Origin of the sequence: Streptomyces sp. NPDC050988 (assembly GCF_044456225.1) — a bacterium.
Taxonomy (GTDB): domain Bacteria; phylum Actinomycetota; class Actinomycetes; order Streptomycetales; family Streptomycetaceae; genus Streptomyces.
Map to the genome: position 1 here is coordinate 42,318 of NZ_JBITFQ010000031.1, position 13,982 is coordinate 56,299.

Here is a 13,982-nt window from a genome sequence, read left to right on the forward strand (position 1 = left end):
CGGACGTGGGCGTTCGGCGTTCACGGTTCGGCCCAGGCGCACGGCACACAGTTCATGGGCCGCTCCCCGATGGTCGGTCCCATCCCAGCGCGCCAGTCACGGCCCGTGGGTGAGCCTACCGGGCGCGCCCGGAAGAGATGTTCCGCCGTCCACCATGCGAGCGACGATAGGAAAGGGGCCACACGCACTCGGACGGCCGGAAGGGAGCCGGGCCGGGACCCGGGAACAGCGGCGGGAAAAGAAGCAGGTCACGAGCCTCGTGCGGCCGGAAACGGAGACCCCGTGAGCACCACCGATGAACTGATCGCCTCGGCCGAAGCGCACAGCGCGCCCACCTACCACCCGCTTCCGGTCGTCGTGGCGACGGCGGACGGGGCCTGGATGACGGATGTCGAGGGGCGCCGTTATCTGGATCTGCTGGCCGGGTATTCGGCGCTGAATTTCGGGCACGGCAACAGACGGTTGATCGAGGCGGCGAAGGCGCAGCTGGAGCGGGTGACGCTGACGTCGCGGGCATTCCATCATGACCGGTTCGCCGAGTTCTGCGCGCGGCTGGCCGAGTTGTGCGGCATGGAGATGGTGCTGCCGATGAACACGGGCGCGGAGGCGGTCGAGTCGGCCGTGAAGACCGCCCGGAAGTGGGGGTACCGCGTCAAGGGCGTGCCTGAGGGGATGGCGAAGGTCGTCGTGGCGGGCAACAACTTCCACGGGCGTACGACGACGATCATCAGCTTCTCCACGGATTCCGAGGCCCGGGCGGACTTCGGTCCGTACACGCCGGGCTTCGAGATCGTGCCGTACGGGGATCTGACGGCGATGCGCGCTGCGGTCACGGAGAACACGGTGGCCGTGCTGCTGGAGCCCATTCAGGGCGAGGCGGGGGTGCTGGTGCCGCCGGCCGGCTATCTCGCGGGCGTACGGGAGCTGACGCGGGAGCGGAACGTGCTGTTCGTGGCGGACGAGATCCAGTCGGGCCTCGGGCGGACGGGGCGGACCTTCGCGTGTGAGCACGAGGGGGTCGTGCCGGACATGTACGTGCTGGGCAAGGCGCTCGGGGGCGGGGTCGTGCCGGTGTCGGCGGTGGTGTCGTCGCGCGAGGTGCTCGGGGTGTTCCGGCCGGGTGAGCACGGGTCGACGTTCGGCGGGAATCCGCTGGCCTGTGCGGTGGCGCTGGAGGTGATCGCGATGCTGCGGTCGGGCGAGTACCAGCGGCGGGCCACCGAGCTGGGCGAGCATCTGCACCGGGAGCTGGGGCAGTTGGCCGGTTCGGGCCGGATCACTCAGGTGCGGGGGCGCGGGCTCTGGGCGGGGATCGACATCGACCCGGCGTACGGCACGGGGCGGGAGATCTCCGAGAAGCTGATGGACCGGGGTGTGCTGGTCAAGGACACCCATGGGTCCACGGTCCGGATCGCGCCGCCGCTGGTGATCAGTAAGGAGGACCTGGACTGGGGGCTCGCTCAGCTGCGGGGCGTATTGGGTGTGTGACCAGCGTCTTTGGCATCTCCGGCCTCGCCGGACCGAGGGCGTCCGGCCCGGTGTCGTGGAGGTGGGTCACAGGATCACGTGCGGCAGGAAGCGGGCGTACTCGTCCGTGATCAGGCCGGAGGATTCGCGGATGCCGAGGCCTGCCGACTCGTTCTCGACGACCCAGGCTCCGAGGACGACGCGGTTGCCGTCGAAGGAAGGGAGGGGTGCCAACTCCTGGTAGCAGCAGGGCTCTTCGCGGACGACGGGAGCGGAGCCCGGTTCGTGGACCGTGACGCCGGCGCCCTCGCGGCCGAGCAGGGGCTTGGCCACGTATCCGCGGGTGGTGGCCAGTTCGCGGGGGCCGTCGAGGAAGGCGGGGAGGAGGTTGGGGTGGTCCGGGTACAGCTCCCAGAGGATCGCGAGGAGGGCCTTGTTGCTGAGCAGCATCTTCCAGGCCGGCTCGATCCACATCGTGGTCCCCGTGCCGCCGCCGTTGTCGAGGGTGGCGAGGACGTGCGGGGCGAAGCGGTCGGTGGTGAGCCACTCCCACGGATAGAGCTTGAAGCAGCTGCGGATGAAGCGGAGTTGCTTGTCGACGAAGCGGCCGGAGAGGCGGTCCCAGCCGATCTCCTCCATGGCGATCCAGGAGGTGTCGAGGCCGGCCTGTTCCGCGGTCTCCTTGAGATAGGCGACGGTCATCAGGTCCTCGCCGAGTTCGTCGGCGGCGGAGTGCGCGAAGTAGAGGGGGCTGCCCGGCGGGAGGAGGGCGGACTGTTTCTTCCAGGCGTCGACGAGGCGTTCGTGGAGGGAGTTCCACTGGTCGGCGCCGGGGAAGCGTTCCTCCATCCAGAACCACTGGGGGCTGGCGGCCTCGACGAGTGAGGTCGGGGTGTCGGCGTTGTACTCCAGGAGCTTCGCCGGGCCGGTGCCGTCGTGGCGGAGGTCGAAACGGCCGTACAGGGACGGGAGTTCGGAGCGTCGGTGCCAGGCCTCGGCGACCGCCTCGGTCACCCGCGGGTCGGTGATGCCGAGGTCGGTGAAGCGGTTCTCGGTGACGATGTGTTCGGCCGCGGCCAGGCACATCATGTGGAGTTCCTCGACGACCTCCTCCAGGGCCTCGACCTCGGGGAGGGAGAAGACGTAGTAGGCGGACTCGTCCCAGTACGGGCGCAGGGAGTCGTCCGGGTGGCGCGTGAGGGGGTAGATGAGGCCCTGTTCCTCGACGGTCTGCTGCCAGCCGGGGCGGGGGGTCGTGGTGCGGCGTTCCATGACGGCGGTCCGGTTCCTCGGAGTTGCTGGGTTCTCCCGACTTCCCCGGGGTCAGCCGCCGCCGCTGCCCGAGCCGGAGCAGCCGAAGCCGTCCCGGTCCACGGCCTCGCTGCGGCTGAAGGTGCCGTAGTCGGCGTAGCCGGCGCTGACGTCGGCGTCGTAGTACCAGGCGGCGTCGACCGTGCCGGTTCGGCTGCCGCTGCTCTTGCGGTTCTTGCCGGACGAGGAGGAGGTGGAGCCCGACTTGCAGTTCTTGTCGGCGACGATCTTGTAGCCGTCGTACTCGTAGCTGTCGCGGTCGACACAGCGGCGGTCGGGGTCGGAGCCGCACGAGGTGAGGGCCGCGGCGAGGACGCCCATTCCGCCGAGTACGACCGTGCTCGAACGCAGTTTCCTGCGCTGGTCCGCCATGTTCTCTCCCCCGTTGGGCCCGTCAGGCGGGCTCGTCCATGGCCGGCTCGCTCGTCCGGCCCCGGACAGGTTAAAGATCAGGTGAGCGGGTTGTACAAACGGCTCTCCCGAATTCCCCCTCCCCTAGAGTCGCTTTGTGCTCTTTGGAATGGTGTGTGCCCTTGGCGCGGCGGTGTGCTTCGGCACGGCGACGGTGCTGCAGGCGATCGCGGCGCGGGCGGCCTCGCGAGGCGCCGCGCGGGGCCCGGAGAGCTCCGGCTCCCCGGGAGGCTCCCCCGGCGGGCCGTCCGGCAGGTCCCGCGATGGCTCGTCCGGCGGGCCCTCCGGCGGGTCGTCAGCGGGTGCTTCCGGTGTGGACGCCGCCTTGTTGTGGCGCGCGTTGCGCGAGTGGCGGTACATCGCCGGGCTCGCGCTCGACGGGGTCGGGTTCGTCCTGCAGATCGCGGCTCTGCGGTCGCTCCCGATCTACGCGGTGGGGGCGGCGCTCGCCGCGAGCCTCGCCGTGACGGCGGTGGTCGCGGCATGGCTGCTCCATGTGCGGCTGAGCGGGCTCGAATGGGGCGCGGTCGCGGTCGTGTGCGCGGGGCTCGCGATGCTCGGGCTCGCGTCCGGGGAGGAGGGGGACAAGGCCGGGTCGACCGCGCTCAAGTACGCGATGCTCGGCACCGCCGTCGCAGTGCTCCTCCTCGGCGCACTGGCCGGACGGCTGCCCGATCGGGGGCGGGCGCTCGCGCTCGGGCTGGGTGCCGGGTTCGGGTTCGGGGTGGTCGAGGTGGCGGTCCGGCTCATCGACGGCCTCACCCCCTCGGCACTCTTCACCAACCCGGCGACGTACGCCCTGCTGCTGGGCGGCGGCGCGGCGTTCCTGCTTCTCACGTCGGCGCTCCAGCGGGGCTCGGTGACTGCGGCCACGGCGGGACTGGTCATCGGCGAGACCATCGGGCCCGCGGTGGTGGGCGTGGTGTGGCTGGGCGACCGTACGCGGGAGGGGTTGGCCTGGCTGGCCGTGCTCGGCTTCGCCGTGGCGGTGGCCGGGGCGCTGGCGCTCGCGCGCTTCGGGGAGGCGCCGGTGGAGGTGGACGAGTCGGAGTCGGTTGCGCCGTAGGGCTCGGAGGGCGTGGCGGGGCGGGGCGGAATGGGGTGCCGGACGGGTGTGGTGGCGGCCTGTTCGAGCCCCTCGACGGCCGAGCCACCGGGCCGCCCCAGGCACCCCAGCACACGCCAGGCACCCCAGCACGCGCCGGCCACAGACCCTCGACACCCCAAGTCCTCCAGCTCTCCAGGCCTCCAGCTCTCCAGGCCGCCAGCCCGTCAGCCCGTCAGCCCGTCAGCCCGTCAGCCCGTCAGCCCGTCAGCCCGTCAGCCCGTCAGCCGAAGCTAAGGCAGCGCCCTGACCAGGGCCTCCAGTGCTCCCGGCCAGCCGCTGTCCGTGGGTGTGCCGTAGCCCACGACCAGTGCGTCCAGGGGTGGGGCCGTGGCGGTCGGGTGGCGGTAGCGGGTCAGGCCGTGGACCGCCAGGCCCTGCCAGACCGCCGCGCGGACGACCGACTGCTCGGTGCCGGGCGGGAGTTGGAGTACCGCGTGGAGGCCGGCCGCGATGCCGGTGGCCGTCACCGACGGGGCGTGGGCCGCCAGGGCCGAGACGAGGAGGTCGCGGCGACGGCGGTAACGGAGGCGTGAGGCGCGCACATGGCGGTCGTACGCGCCCGATGTGATGAACTCCGCCAGGGTCAGCTGGTCCAGGACGCCGCACGACCAGTCCGCACCGCCCTTCGCCGCCGTGACCTCGGCCGCCAGATCCGGCGGCATGACCAGCCAGCCGAGTCGCAGGCCGGGGGCCAGGGCCTTGCTGGCGGTGCCCATGTACACCACGTGGTCCGGGTCGAGGCCCTGGAGCGCGCCCACGGGCTGCCGGTCGTAGCGGAACTCCCCGTCGTAGTCGTCCTCCAGGATCAGCCCGCCCGTGCGCCGCGCCCAGTCGACTACGGCGGCACGTCGGTCGGGATGCAGGGGCACGCCCATGGGGAACTGATGGGCGGGGGTCAGCAACACAGCCCCCACACCACCGGCCGCACCCTTGCCGTTGCCCTTGCCATTGCCCTTGCCCCCGGTCAACTCCTCGGTCCGCGTGCCCAGTTCGTCGAACGGCAGGGGCACCGAACGCAAGCCCGCCCGCTCCACCAGCTTCCAGTGCACGTCGAGTCCGTACGACTCCATCGCCAGCGCCCCCACGCCCCGCTGTCGCAGTACCGAGCCCAGCAGCATCAGGCCGTGTGCGAACCCGGAGCAGATGAGGATGCGTTCGGGGTCGGCGCGCACGCCGCGGGCCCGGGCGAGGTAGCCCGCGAGCGCGGCGCGCAGTTCGACGCGGCCGCGCGGGTCGCCGTATCCGAGAGCGTCGTACGGGGCCGCCGCGAGGGCTCGGCGGGATGCCTTGAGCCACTCGGCGCGCGGGAACGAGGCGAGGTCGGGGGTGCCGGGGACGAGGTCGTACGCCGGGCCGCCGGGTGTGCGCGGCCGGGGCGGGGCGGAGGCCGGTGCCACCACCGCACGCTCGGCGACCCGCGTGCCGGAGCCCTGGCGGGCGGTGAGCCAGCCCTCGGCCACGAGGTCGGCGTACGCGTCGGCGACGGTGTTGCGCGCGATGCCCAGATCGGCGGCGAGGGAGCGCGACGACGGCAGCCTGGTCCCGGGCGCGAGCCGTCCGCCGCGCACCGCGGCCCGCAGCGCGTCCGTCAGGCCTTTGCGCAGGCCGGAGCCGGTGCGCGTCACGTCGACATGCAGATCCACTCCGAAAGTGGCCCAGGATTTCACCATGGAAATGGACCATACCCCTGGGCTACTCCGGACATAGGCTCGTGATCATGACGACGCACACCACCGCCACCGAGGCCACAGCCCAGACCCCCGCCGACACCCCGCTCGCCCCCGAGCACACCCCCCGCCTCCAGTGGACGGAGTTCGCCCCCGAGGTCTACAAGGCCATGGTCAGGCTGGACGCGGCCGCCCGGAAGGGCGTCGACCCGGTGCTGCTGGAGCTGGTGAAGATCCGCGCGTCGCAGCTCAACCACTGCGCGTTCTGCCTCGACATGCACACGAAGGACGCGTTCGCGGCGGGCGAGAGCGTCGAGCGGATCGTCCAGCTCAGCGCGTGGGAGGAGTCACGGCACTTCTACACGGAGAAGGAACTCGCCGCGCTCGCGCTCACCGAGGCCGTGACGGTCCTGACGGACGGCTTCGTGCCGGACGAGGTGTACGAGACCGCCGCCCGCCACTTCGACGAGGCCGAGCTGACCCAGCTCATCGCCGCCATCACGGTGATCAACGCCTGGAACCGCTTCGGCGTGACCTGCCGTCTCGTGGCCGGCCACTACACGCCCGGGCAGTACAAGTAGCGGCACAGCAAGCACGCAAGCACCCAAACGGCGGTACGACATACGGGAGTGCCGGGTGCCCTCGTCAGGGAGACACCCGGCACCCGTACAGGGAGGGCCGCCTGGACGGCCCGTACGGCGGTGGGCTAGCTCCGCAGCCACGCCTTCCACGTGGACTCATGGCCCTCGGCCCACTTCCGCGCCGCCTCCTCGGGCGTCAGCTTCTGGTCGGCGATCATCAGGGAGACCTCGTTCTGGTCCTCGGTCGTCCACTTGAACTTCTTCAGGAAGGCCGCCGCCTTGCCGCCGCTCTTCGCGAAGTCCGTGTTCAGGTACTTCTGCAGCGGGGTGTGCGGATAGGCGCAGGCGACCTTCTCCGGGTCGGCGTCGCAGCCCTCCTTGTAGGCGGGCAGCTTCACCTCCGTCATGGGGACCTTCTTGAAGAGCCACTGGGGTGAGTACCAGTAGGTCAGGAAGGGCTTCTTCTCCTTGGCGAACTGGCGCATCTGGGTGATCTGGGCCGCCTCCGAACCGGCGAACACCACCTGGAGGTCGAGGTCCAGGTTCTTCACCAGCGCCTTGTCGTTCGTGACGTAGGAGGGTGAGCCGTCGAGCAGTTGCCCCTTGCCGCCGCTCTCCGGTGTGCGGAGCTGGTCGGCGTACTTGTTCAGGTTCTTCCAGTCGGTCACGTCGGGGTGCTGCTTGGCGAAGTACGTCGGTACGAACCAGCCGATGTGCCCGGTGACGCCGAGGCCGCCGCCGTTCACGATCGTCTTCTTGTCCTTGACGTACCGCTGTTCCTGCTCGGGGTGGCCCCAGTCCTCCAGGATCGCGTCGACCCGGCCCTGGCTGAGCGCGTCCCACGCGGGGACCTCGTCGACCTGGACGGTGTCGACGCGGTAGCCCAGTTCGTGCTCCAACAGGTACTGCGCGACGGCCACGTTGGCCTGTGCGCCGACCCACGACTGCACCGACAGGGTCACGGTCTTCGCCCCCTGCGCGTTGGCGAAGGGCGAGGCCTGCTTGGTCATGTCGGCCGCTCCGCAGCCGGCCGTCGTCAGCACCAGCAGGGAGGAGCCGACAATCAGCGCGCCCTTCATACGCGTACGCATCTCAGGCTCCCTTCTTCGTGCGGCGGTCCGTCGGCTGGGTCACCCGGTCGAGCATCAGGCCGAGGCAGACGATCGCCGCGCCGGCCACCAGACCCGTGGCCAGGTCGCCCTGGGCGAGCCCGAACACGACGTCGTAGCCGAGCGCTCCACCGCCGACCAGGCCGCCGATGATGACGACGGCGAGGACGAGGACGACGCCCTGGTTGAGCGCGAGCAGCAGTGCGGGACGGGCCAACGGCAGCTGGACCTGGCGCAGTTGCTGCCAGCCCGTGGCGCCCATCGAGCGCGAGGACTCCATGGCGGCCGGGTCGACCTGGCGCAGGCCCTGCGTGGTGATGCGGACGACGGCGGGCAGGGCGTAGACGACCGCGGCGGCGACCGCCGGGGCGCGGCCCACGCCGAAGAGGGCGACGACGGGGATCAGGTACACGAACTGCGGCATCGTCTGGAAGACGTCCAGGAACGGGCGCAGCACGCGTTCGCAGCGCTCGCTCCTGGCAGCCGCGACGCCGGTCGCGAAGCCCAGCACCAGGGTGACGGCCACGGCCGCGAGGACCTGCGACAGCGTGTCGAGGGACGGCCCCCACACGCCGAGCACACCGATCGCGGCCATCGCGAGGACGGCGGTGAGCGCGGTGCGCCAGGTGCCGATCAGCCAGGCCAGAGCGGCGACGATCAGCAGGACCGACCACCAGGGCAGCCACTGCAGGCCGTCGCGCATCGGGTCCAGGACCCAGGTGGTGAAGTGGCCCGCCCAGTCGGCGGTGCCGCCCACGTAGGGGACGCCGGAGTAGAGGTGGTCGGTCATCCAGTCGACGGCCCTGTTGACGGGCTCGGCGATGTTCACGAGCCAGGCCTCGGGCCAGTCGAGACGGTCGGTGAGGCGTCCGGCGACCGCGACGGCCACCGCCACGACAGCCGCGTAGGTCCAGCCGGTCCAGCCGGTCCAGCGGGACCCCGTGTCTCCGCCAAGCTCCTCGTCCACCGTTCCCGCCGCGCCCGTCACCCGGTCGAGGACGACCGCGAGCAGCACGATCGGGATACCGGCGGCGAGCGCCGCGCCCACGTCGACCGAGGCGAGCGCCTGGTAGACGCGGTCGCCGAGGCCGGCCGCGCCGATGACGGACGCGATGACGGCCATGGACAGGGCCATCATGATCGTCTGGTTGAGGCCGAGGAGGAGTTCCTTGCGGGCGAGCGGGACGCGGGCCGTGAGGAGCCGCTGCCGGGCCGTGGTGCCCAGGGACTCGACGGCCTCCATCACCCCGGCGTCGGCGCCGCGCAGCCCGAGCGCGGTGAGGCGGGCCATGGGCGGGGCCGCGTACACGACGGTGGCCAGCACCGCGGCCGGCACCCCCATGCCGAAGACGAGGACGACCGGCAGGAGGTACGCGTAGGCCGGGAACACCTGCATGGTGTCGAGTACGGGGCGCAGCGCGCGGTACGTACGGTCGGAGAGCCCGGCCGCGAGGCCGAGGAGCACGCCGAGCACAACGGACGCGAGGACCGCGACCACCATGAGCGCGAGGGTCTGCATGGTGGGGATCCACATGCCGAGCAGCCCGCAGGCCAGGAACGCGACGCCCGTGCCGAGCGCCAGGCGTACCCCCGCGACCCGCCACGCGACCAGGGCCGCCGCGGCCGTGACGCCCGCCCAGCCGGCGGCAAGCAGGACGAGGTAGACGGCGCGTACGGAGAGCACGACCGCGTTGGAGACGTACCCGAAGAAGTAGAGGAACAGCGGGTGGCTGTCGCGGTTGTCGATGACCCAGTCGCTGGCCTTACCGAGAGGTTCGGAGAGGTCGACGGTGAGAGCGTGCGGCCAACTGCCGCTCGCCCAGCGGGCGTCGGCCAGTGGGACGAGGACCGCCGCCGCGACGGCGAGCAGCAGGAGCTTGCCGGTGGCTGGGTGCTTGAGGAAGCCGGGGAGACCGCTCCGGGGAGCGGCCGCGGTGATCGTGGCCATCAGGCCACCCCCTCGCGAGCGGGCTCGGCCGTCCCGTCGCCCGACCCCGAATCAGCGGCCCCAACGGCCTCAGCAGCCTCGGGGGTCTCAGCGGCGAACTGCCCGCCGGTCCCCGCCACCACCCCCAGCAGCGCGTCCGAGTCGACGACCCCGAGGCAGCGTCCCCGGTCCACCACGCGGGCGGTCTGGCCGGTGCGCGCGACCGCCTCGATGGCTTCGGAGACGGTGGCCTGGGGCGCGAGGGCCGGGCCCTCGCCCGCCTCCTGCGCGGACGCGGCCCGCATGGCCCGCCGTACCGTCATGACCTGCTCGCGCGGCACGTCGCGTACGAACTCGCGTACGTAGTCGTCGGCGGGCGAGCCCACGATCTCCTCGGGCGTGCCGAGCTGGACGACGCGGCCGTCGCGCATGAGGGCGATGCGGTCGCCCAGGCGCAGGGCCTCGTTCAGGTCGTGGGTGATGAAGACCATCGTGCGGCCCTCCTCGTGGTGGAGCCGGACGACCTCCTCCTGCATGTCGCGCCGGATCAGCGGGTCGAGCGCGCTGAACGGCTCGTCGAACAGCAGGACTTCGGGGTCCACGGCGAGCGCCCGCGCCAGGCCGACGCGCTGCTGCTGACCGCCCGAGAGCTGGCCGGGCCGCCGGTGCTCCATGCCTTCGAGGCCGACCTTGGTGACGACCTCCTGGGCCTTCTCGCGGCGCTCGCGCCTGCCGACGCCCTGGACTTCGAGCCCGTACGCGACGTTGTCGAGCACGGTCCGGTGCGGCAGCAGGCCGAAGTGCTGGAAGACCATGGCGGCGCGGTGGCGGCGCAGTTCGCGCAGCCGGGCCTTGTCCATGGCGCGGACGTCCTCGCCGTCGATGACGATCGAGCCGGCCGTCGGCTCGATGAGCCGGGTCAGACAGCGTACGAGGGTGGACTTGCCCGAGCCGGACAGGCCCATGACGACGAAGACCTCGCCCTTGCGCACATCGAAGCTCACGTCCCGGACCGCGGCCGTGCAGCCGGTACGGGACCGGAGTTCGGCCGGGGTGAGGGCCGCGAGTTCGGGGTCGGCGGGGACTCGGTCGGCCTTGGGGCCGAAGACCTTCCACAGCCCGTCGACGGCGAAGACGGGGGCGGTGCCCGCGCGCTCGGCATCCGTGCGCTTGGCATCCGCGCGCTCGAAAGCGGCATCCTGAACATCGGTTGACGTACTGCTCATCACGCACCGCCTCCCAGCAGGTCCACGCACTTCTCGCCGACCATGAGCACCCCGATCATCGGGTTCACGGCGGGCATCGTCGGGAAGACCGACGCGTCGGCGATCCGGATTCCTTCGAGACCGCGGATCCGCAACTCGGGGTCTACGACGGCCAGTTGGTCGTCGGAGGCGCCCATGCGGCAGGTGCCCGTCGGGTGGTACACGGTGTGCGCGACCGACCGGGCGTACACGCTGAGTTCCTCGTCCCCGGTGATGTCCGGTCCGGGGCACACCTCGCGCTTGAGCCAGTGCGCGAGCGGCTCGGACTTGGCGATCTCGCGCGCGATCTTGATGCCGTCGACGAGGGTGCGGCCGTCGTAGTCGTCCTCGTCCGTGAAGTAGCGGAAGTCGAGGGCGGGCTTCTCGGCCGGGTCGGCGCTCGTCAGGTACAGGCGGCCGCGACTGCGCGGCTTGGGGATGTTGGGGGTCATCGAGACGCCGTGCGCGGGGCGTTCGTAGCCGATGCGCTCCGGGTTGTCCGTGAAGGGGACCTGGTAGAAGTGGAACATCAGGTCCGGGCCGGCGTGTTCGGGGTCGCGCCGCACGAACAGGCCCGCGTCGGAGTCCATCGCGGAGTTCTCGGGGATCGGCCCGTCCGTCTCCCAGACGATGACCGACTCGGGGTGGTCGAGCAGGTTCTCGCCGACACCCGGCAGGTCGTGGACGACGGGGATGCCGAGCGCTTCGAGGTCCTGGCGCGGCCCGATGCCGGAGTGCATGAGCAGCCGCGGCGAGTCGACGGCACCGGCGCACAGCAGCACTTCGTTCCGCGCCCGGACGAGGACCTCCTCGCCGTCCTTGGTGCGTACGTGGACGCCGCGTGCGCGCGTCCCGTCCAGCTCCAGCCTGTACGCCCAGGTCTCCAGGAGGATGTGGAGGTTGGGGCGTTCGTCCATGAACGGATGCAGGTAGGCGACCGAAGCGCTCGACCGCTTGTTATTCTCCGGGTGGTACGCGAGGTCGAAGAAGCCGACGCCCTCGGTGAACGGCTGCTTGTTGAAGCCCTCCACGCGCGGCACTTCGAGCGCCGACTGCGCGGCGTCCACGAAGTCGCGGGCGATGGCGTTCCGGTCCTTCTCGTCGACCGGCACGATGTTGTTGCGCAGCCGCGGGAAGTACGCATCCATCGGCACCGCGCCCCAGCCCTTGGCACCCGCCGCCTCCCACTCGTCCCAGTCGGACGGCAGCGGCTTGAACGCGATGAGCGTGTTGTGCGAGGAGCAGCCGCCGAGGACCCGGGCGCGGCTGTGCCGGATGTGCGAGTTGCCGCGCGGCTGCTCGGTCGTCGGGTAGTCGTAGTCCAGCTCCCCGCCGAGCAGGCCCATCCAGCGCCGCAGGGTCAGGACGTCGTCGCGGCCGACGTCGCTCGGGCCGCCCTCGATGACGGCGACGGTGACGTCCGGGTTCTCGGTGAGCCGGGAGGCGATGACGGATCCCGCGGTGCCGCCGCCTATGACGACGTAGTCGTACGTGTTCTGGTCTTCGGGCAGGGCGGCGGGTGCGGGCATGACGTGTTCAGGCTTGGCGTGTTCGGGCATGGCGTGGCGCTCCAAGGTGCCTTGTGCGGTGGGGAGTCGAGGGTGGTCGGGGCCGGGGGTCAGCCCGCGAACCACCGGACGGGCTTCGGCGCGAGGTTCTGGTAGACGTGCTTGGTCTCGCGGTACTCGGCGAGCCCCGCGGGCCCGAGTTCGCGTCCCACACCGCTCTTGCCGAAGCCGCCCCACTCCGCCTGGGGGAGGTAGGGGTGGAAGTCGTTGATCCAGACGGTGCCGTGCCGCAGCCGGCCGGCGACGCGCCGGGCGCGCCCCGCGTCGGCGGTCCAGACGCCGCCCGCGAGCCCGTACTCCGTGTCGTTGGCGAGCGCGACGGCCTCGTCCTCCGTGCGGAAGGTCTCGACGGTCAGGACCGGGCCGAACACCTCTTCCCGGACGACCCGCATGTCGCGGTGGCACTGGTCGAGGACGGTCGGCTCGTAGAAGTAGCCGGTGGCGGGCCGCTCGGCGGACGGCTCGGGGCGGGCGCCGCCGGCTCGCAGCACCGCGCCCTCGGCGAGCGCGGAGGCGACGTACGACTCGGTCTTCTCGCGCTGTTCGGCGGAGACCAACGGTCCGCACTCGACACCGTCCTCGGTGCCGCGGCCGAGCCGGATCCGCTCGGCCCGCCGCGCCAGTTCGGCGACGAACCGCTCGCGCACGGACTCCTCGATGATGAGCCGGGAACCGGCGGAGCACACCTGCCCGCTGTGGATGAAGGCGGCGTTCAGGGCCTGGTCGACGGCGGTGTCGAACCCCTCCTCCGTGGCGCAGGCGTCGGCGAAGACGACGTTGGGGTTCTTGCCGCCGAGTTCGAGGGCGACCTTCTTCACGGTGACGGCGGCGGCCTGCGCGACCTTCGTACCGCTGACGAGTCCGCCGGTGAAGGACACGAGGTCGACGTCCGGGTGCTCGGCGAGCCGGGCGCCAACGCTGTGGCCGGGACCGGTGACGATGTTCGCGACACCCTCGGGCAGCCCGGCCTCGACCAGCAGCTCGATGAGGGCGACCGTGGTCAGCGGAGTGATCTCGCTCGGCTTGACGACGAACGTGTTCCCGGCGGCGAGGGCGGGGGCCACCTTCCAACTCGCCTGCAGCAGGGGGTAGTTCCAGGGCGTGATCATCGCGCAGACGCCGACGGGTTCGTGCACGACGACGCTGTGGATGTCGTCCGACCCGGCGTCGACGACCCGCCCGCCGCCCTCTCCGACGACGAGATCGGCGAAGTACCGGAAGGCGTCGGCGACACAGTCGATGTCGACGCGCCCCTCCTCCAGCGTCTTGCCCGCGTCCCGGCTCTCCAGCAGCCCGAGCGGTTCGCGGTCGCGCACGAGGAGGTCGGCGACGCGGCGCAGGAGCGCGGCCCGCTCGGTGACGGGCGTGTGTGGCCACTCTCCGTGGTCGAAGGCGCGCCGGGCGGCCTCGACGGCGGCGTCCGTGTCCGGTACGCCGCCTTCGGCGACCACGGCGAGCGTCTTGGCGTCCGCCGGGTCGAGAATGTCGCGCGTGGCCCCTGAGGCGGCCGCACGCCACTCTCCGCCCACGTGAATCGTCTGCTGCGCCTGGTGTCCCGACATGTTCGGTGTTGCCTTCCGTTCCTGTTC

Annotated in this window: 11 protein-coding genes and 1 riboswitch; of the genes, 3 read left to right on the top strand and 8 right to left on the bottom strand. The window is 71.5% G+C overall.

Going from position 1 to position 13,982, the window contains the following annotated elements; all coding sequences use genetic code 11:
- Positions 1-23: 23 nt before the first annotated feature.
- A riboswitch (ZMP/ZTP riboswitch) is annotated at positions 24-110 on the bottom strand.
- Between the two features lie 172 nt (positions 111-282).
- Complete coding sequence (gene rocD, locus ACIBEI_RS40205) at positions 283-1,488, top strand: ornithine--oxo-acid transaminase (protein WP_398895648.1); 1,206 nt, start codon at positions 283-285, stop codon at positions 1,486-1,488.
- Between the two features lie 66 nt (positions 1,489-1,554).
- Here the strand turns inward: rocD and ACIBEI_RS40210 are convergent, their stop codons facing one another.
- Together ACIBEI_RS40210 and ACIBEI_RS40215 are read right to left on the bottom strand one after the other, a co-directional pair.
- Positions 1,555-2,739, bottom strand: a complete 1,185-nt coding sequence (locus ACIBEI_RS40210; protein ID WP_398895650.1) for a glutathionylspermidine synthase family protein — start codon at positions 2,737-2,739, stop codon at positions 1,555-1,557.
- Between the two features lie 51 nt (positions 2,740-2,790).
- Positions 2,791-3,150, bottom strand: coding sequence for a hypothetical protein (locus tag ACIBEI_RS40215; RefSeq protein ID WP_398895651.1), 360 nt, complete (start codon positions 3,148-3,150; stop codon positions 2,791-2,793).
- A 148-nt stretch (positions 3,151-3,298) separates the two neighbouring features.
- Between ACIBEI_RS40215 and ACIBEI_RS40220 the strand changes: the two genes are divergently transcribed.
- Complete coding sequence (locus ACIBEI_RS40220) at positions 3,299-4,255, top strand: hypothetical protein (RefSeq protein WP_398895652.1); 957 nt, start codon at positions 3,299-3,301, stop codon at positions 4,253-4,255.
- A gap of 272 nt (positions 4,256-4,527) precedes the next feature.
- Here the strand turns inward: ACIBEI_RS40220 and ACIBEI_RS40225 are convergent, their stop codons facing one another.
- Positions 4,528-5,967 (bottom strand): PLP-dependent aminotransferase family protein, encoded by a 1,440-nt coding sequence (locus ACIBEI_RS40225; RefSeq protein WP_398895653.1) that lies wholly within the window; start codon positions 5,965-5,967, stop codon positions 4,528-4,530.
- 47 nt (positions 5,968-6,014) lie between these two features.
- Between ACIBEI_RS40225 and ACIBEI_RS40230 the strand changes: the two genes are divergently transcribed.
- Positions 6,015-6,545, top strand: a complete 531-nt coding sequence (locus ACIBEI_RS40230) for a carboxymuconolactone decarboxylase family protein (protein WP_398895654.1) — start codon at positions 6,015-6,017, stop codon at positions 6,543-6,545.
- Positions 6,546-6,670: 125 nt separating this feature from the next.
- On the opposite strand, the gene ACIBEI_RS40235 is transcribed toward ACIBEI_RS40230, so the two are convergent.
- From ACIBEI_RS40235 to ACIBEI_RS40255, 5 genes are all read right to left on the bottom strand, one after another.
- On the bottom strand, positions 6,671-7,636 hold the full coding sequence (locus ACIBEI_RS40235; RefSeq protein ID WP_398895655.1) for an ABC transporter substrate-binding protein: 966 nt from the start codon (positions 7,634-7,636) through the stop codon (positions 6,671-6,673).
- A gap of 1 nt (position 7,637) precedes the next feature.
- Complete coding sequence (locus tag ACIBEI_RS40240) at positions 7,638-9,602, bottom strand: ABC transporter permease (RefSeq protein WP_398895656.1); 1,965 nt, start codon at positions 9,600-9,602, stop codon at positions 7,638-7,640.
- Positions 9,602-10,807: a glycine betaine/L-proline ABC transporter ATP-binding protein gene (locus ACIBEI_RS40245; RefSeq protein WP_398895657.1), complete on the bottom strand. Its 1,206-nt coding sequence runs from the start codon at positions 10,805-10,807 to the stop codon at positions 9,602-9,604. The genes ACIBEI_RS40240 and ACIBEI_RS40245 overlap by 1 nt, the downstream gene beginning before the upstream one ends.
- The gene (locus tag ACIBEI_RS40250) at positions 10,807-12,354 is read right to left on the bottom strand and encodes a GMC family oxidoreductase (protein WP_398895747.1); all 1,548 of its coding nucleotides are present in this window, start codon (positions 12,352-12,354) and stop codon (positions 10,807-10,809) included. The genes ACIBEI_RS40245 and ACIBEI_RS40250 overlap by 1 nt, the downstream gene beginning before the upstream one ends.
- Positions 12,355-12,443: 89 nt before the next feature.
- Positions 12,444-13,955, bottom strand: a complete 1,512-nt coding sequence (locus tag ACIBEI_RS40255) for an aldehyde dehydrogenase family protein (protein ID WP_398895659.1) — start codon at positions 13,953-13,955, stop codon at positions 12,444-12,446.
- Positions 13,956-13,982 lie beyond the last annotated feature (27 nt).

What these genes read in the sequence shown, in the direction of transcription:
- ACIBEI_RS40210 (WP_398895650.1), bottom strand. Translation starts at nt 2,739, where the DNA reads ATGGAACGCCGCACCACGACCCCCCGCCCCGGCTGGCAGCAGACCGTC.
- ACIBEI_RS40215 (WP_398895651.1), bottom strand. Translation starts at nt 3,150, where the DNA reads ATGGCGGACCAGCGCAGGAAACTGCGTTCGAGCACGGTCGTACTCGGC.
- ACIBEI_RS40220 (WP_398895652.1), top strand. Translation starts at nt 3,299, where the DNA reads ATGGTGTGTGCCCTTGGCGCGGCGGTGTGCTTCGGCACGGCGACGGTG.
- ACIBEI_RS40225 (WP_398895653.1), bottom strand. Translation starts at nt 5,967, where the DNA reads ATGGTGAAATCCTGGGCCACTTTCGGAGTGGATCTGCATGTCGACGTG.
- ACIBEI_RS40230 (WP_398895654.1), top strand. Translation starts at nt 6,015, where the DNA reads ATGACGACGCACACCACCGCCACCGAGGCCACAGCCCAGACCCCCGCC.
- ACIBEI_RS40235 (WP_398895655.1), bottom strand. Translation starts at nt 7,636, where the DNA reads ATGCGTACGCGTATGAAGGGCGCGCTGATTGTCGGCTCCTCCCTGCTG.
- ACIBEI_RS40240 (WP_398895656.1), bottom strand. Translation starts at nt 9,602, where the DNA reads ATGGCCACGATCACCGCGGCCGCTCCCCGGAGCGGTCTCCCCGGCTTC.
- ACIBEI_RS40245 (WP_398895657.1), bottom strand. Translation starts at nt 10,807, where the DNA reads ATGAGCAGTACGTCAACCGATGTTCAGGATGCCGCTTTCGAGCGCGCG.
- ACIBEI_RS40250 (WP_398895747.1), bottom strand. Translation starts at nt 12,354, where the DNA reads ATGCCCGCACCCGCCGCCCTGCCCGAAGACCAGAACACGTACGACTAC.
- ACIBEI_RS40255 (WP_398895659.1), bottom strand. Translation starts at nt 13,955, where the DNA reads ATGTCGGGACACCAGGCGCAGCAGACGATTCACGTGGGCGGAGAGTGG.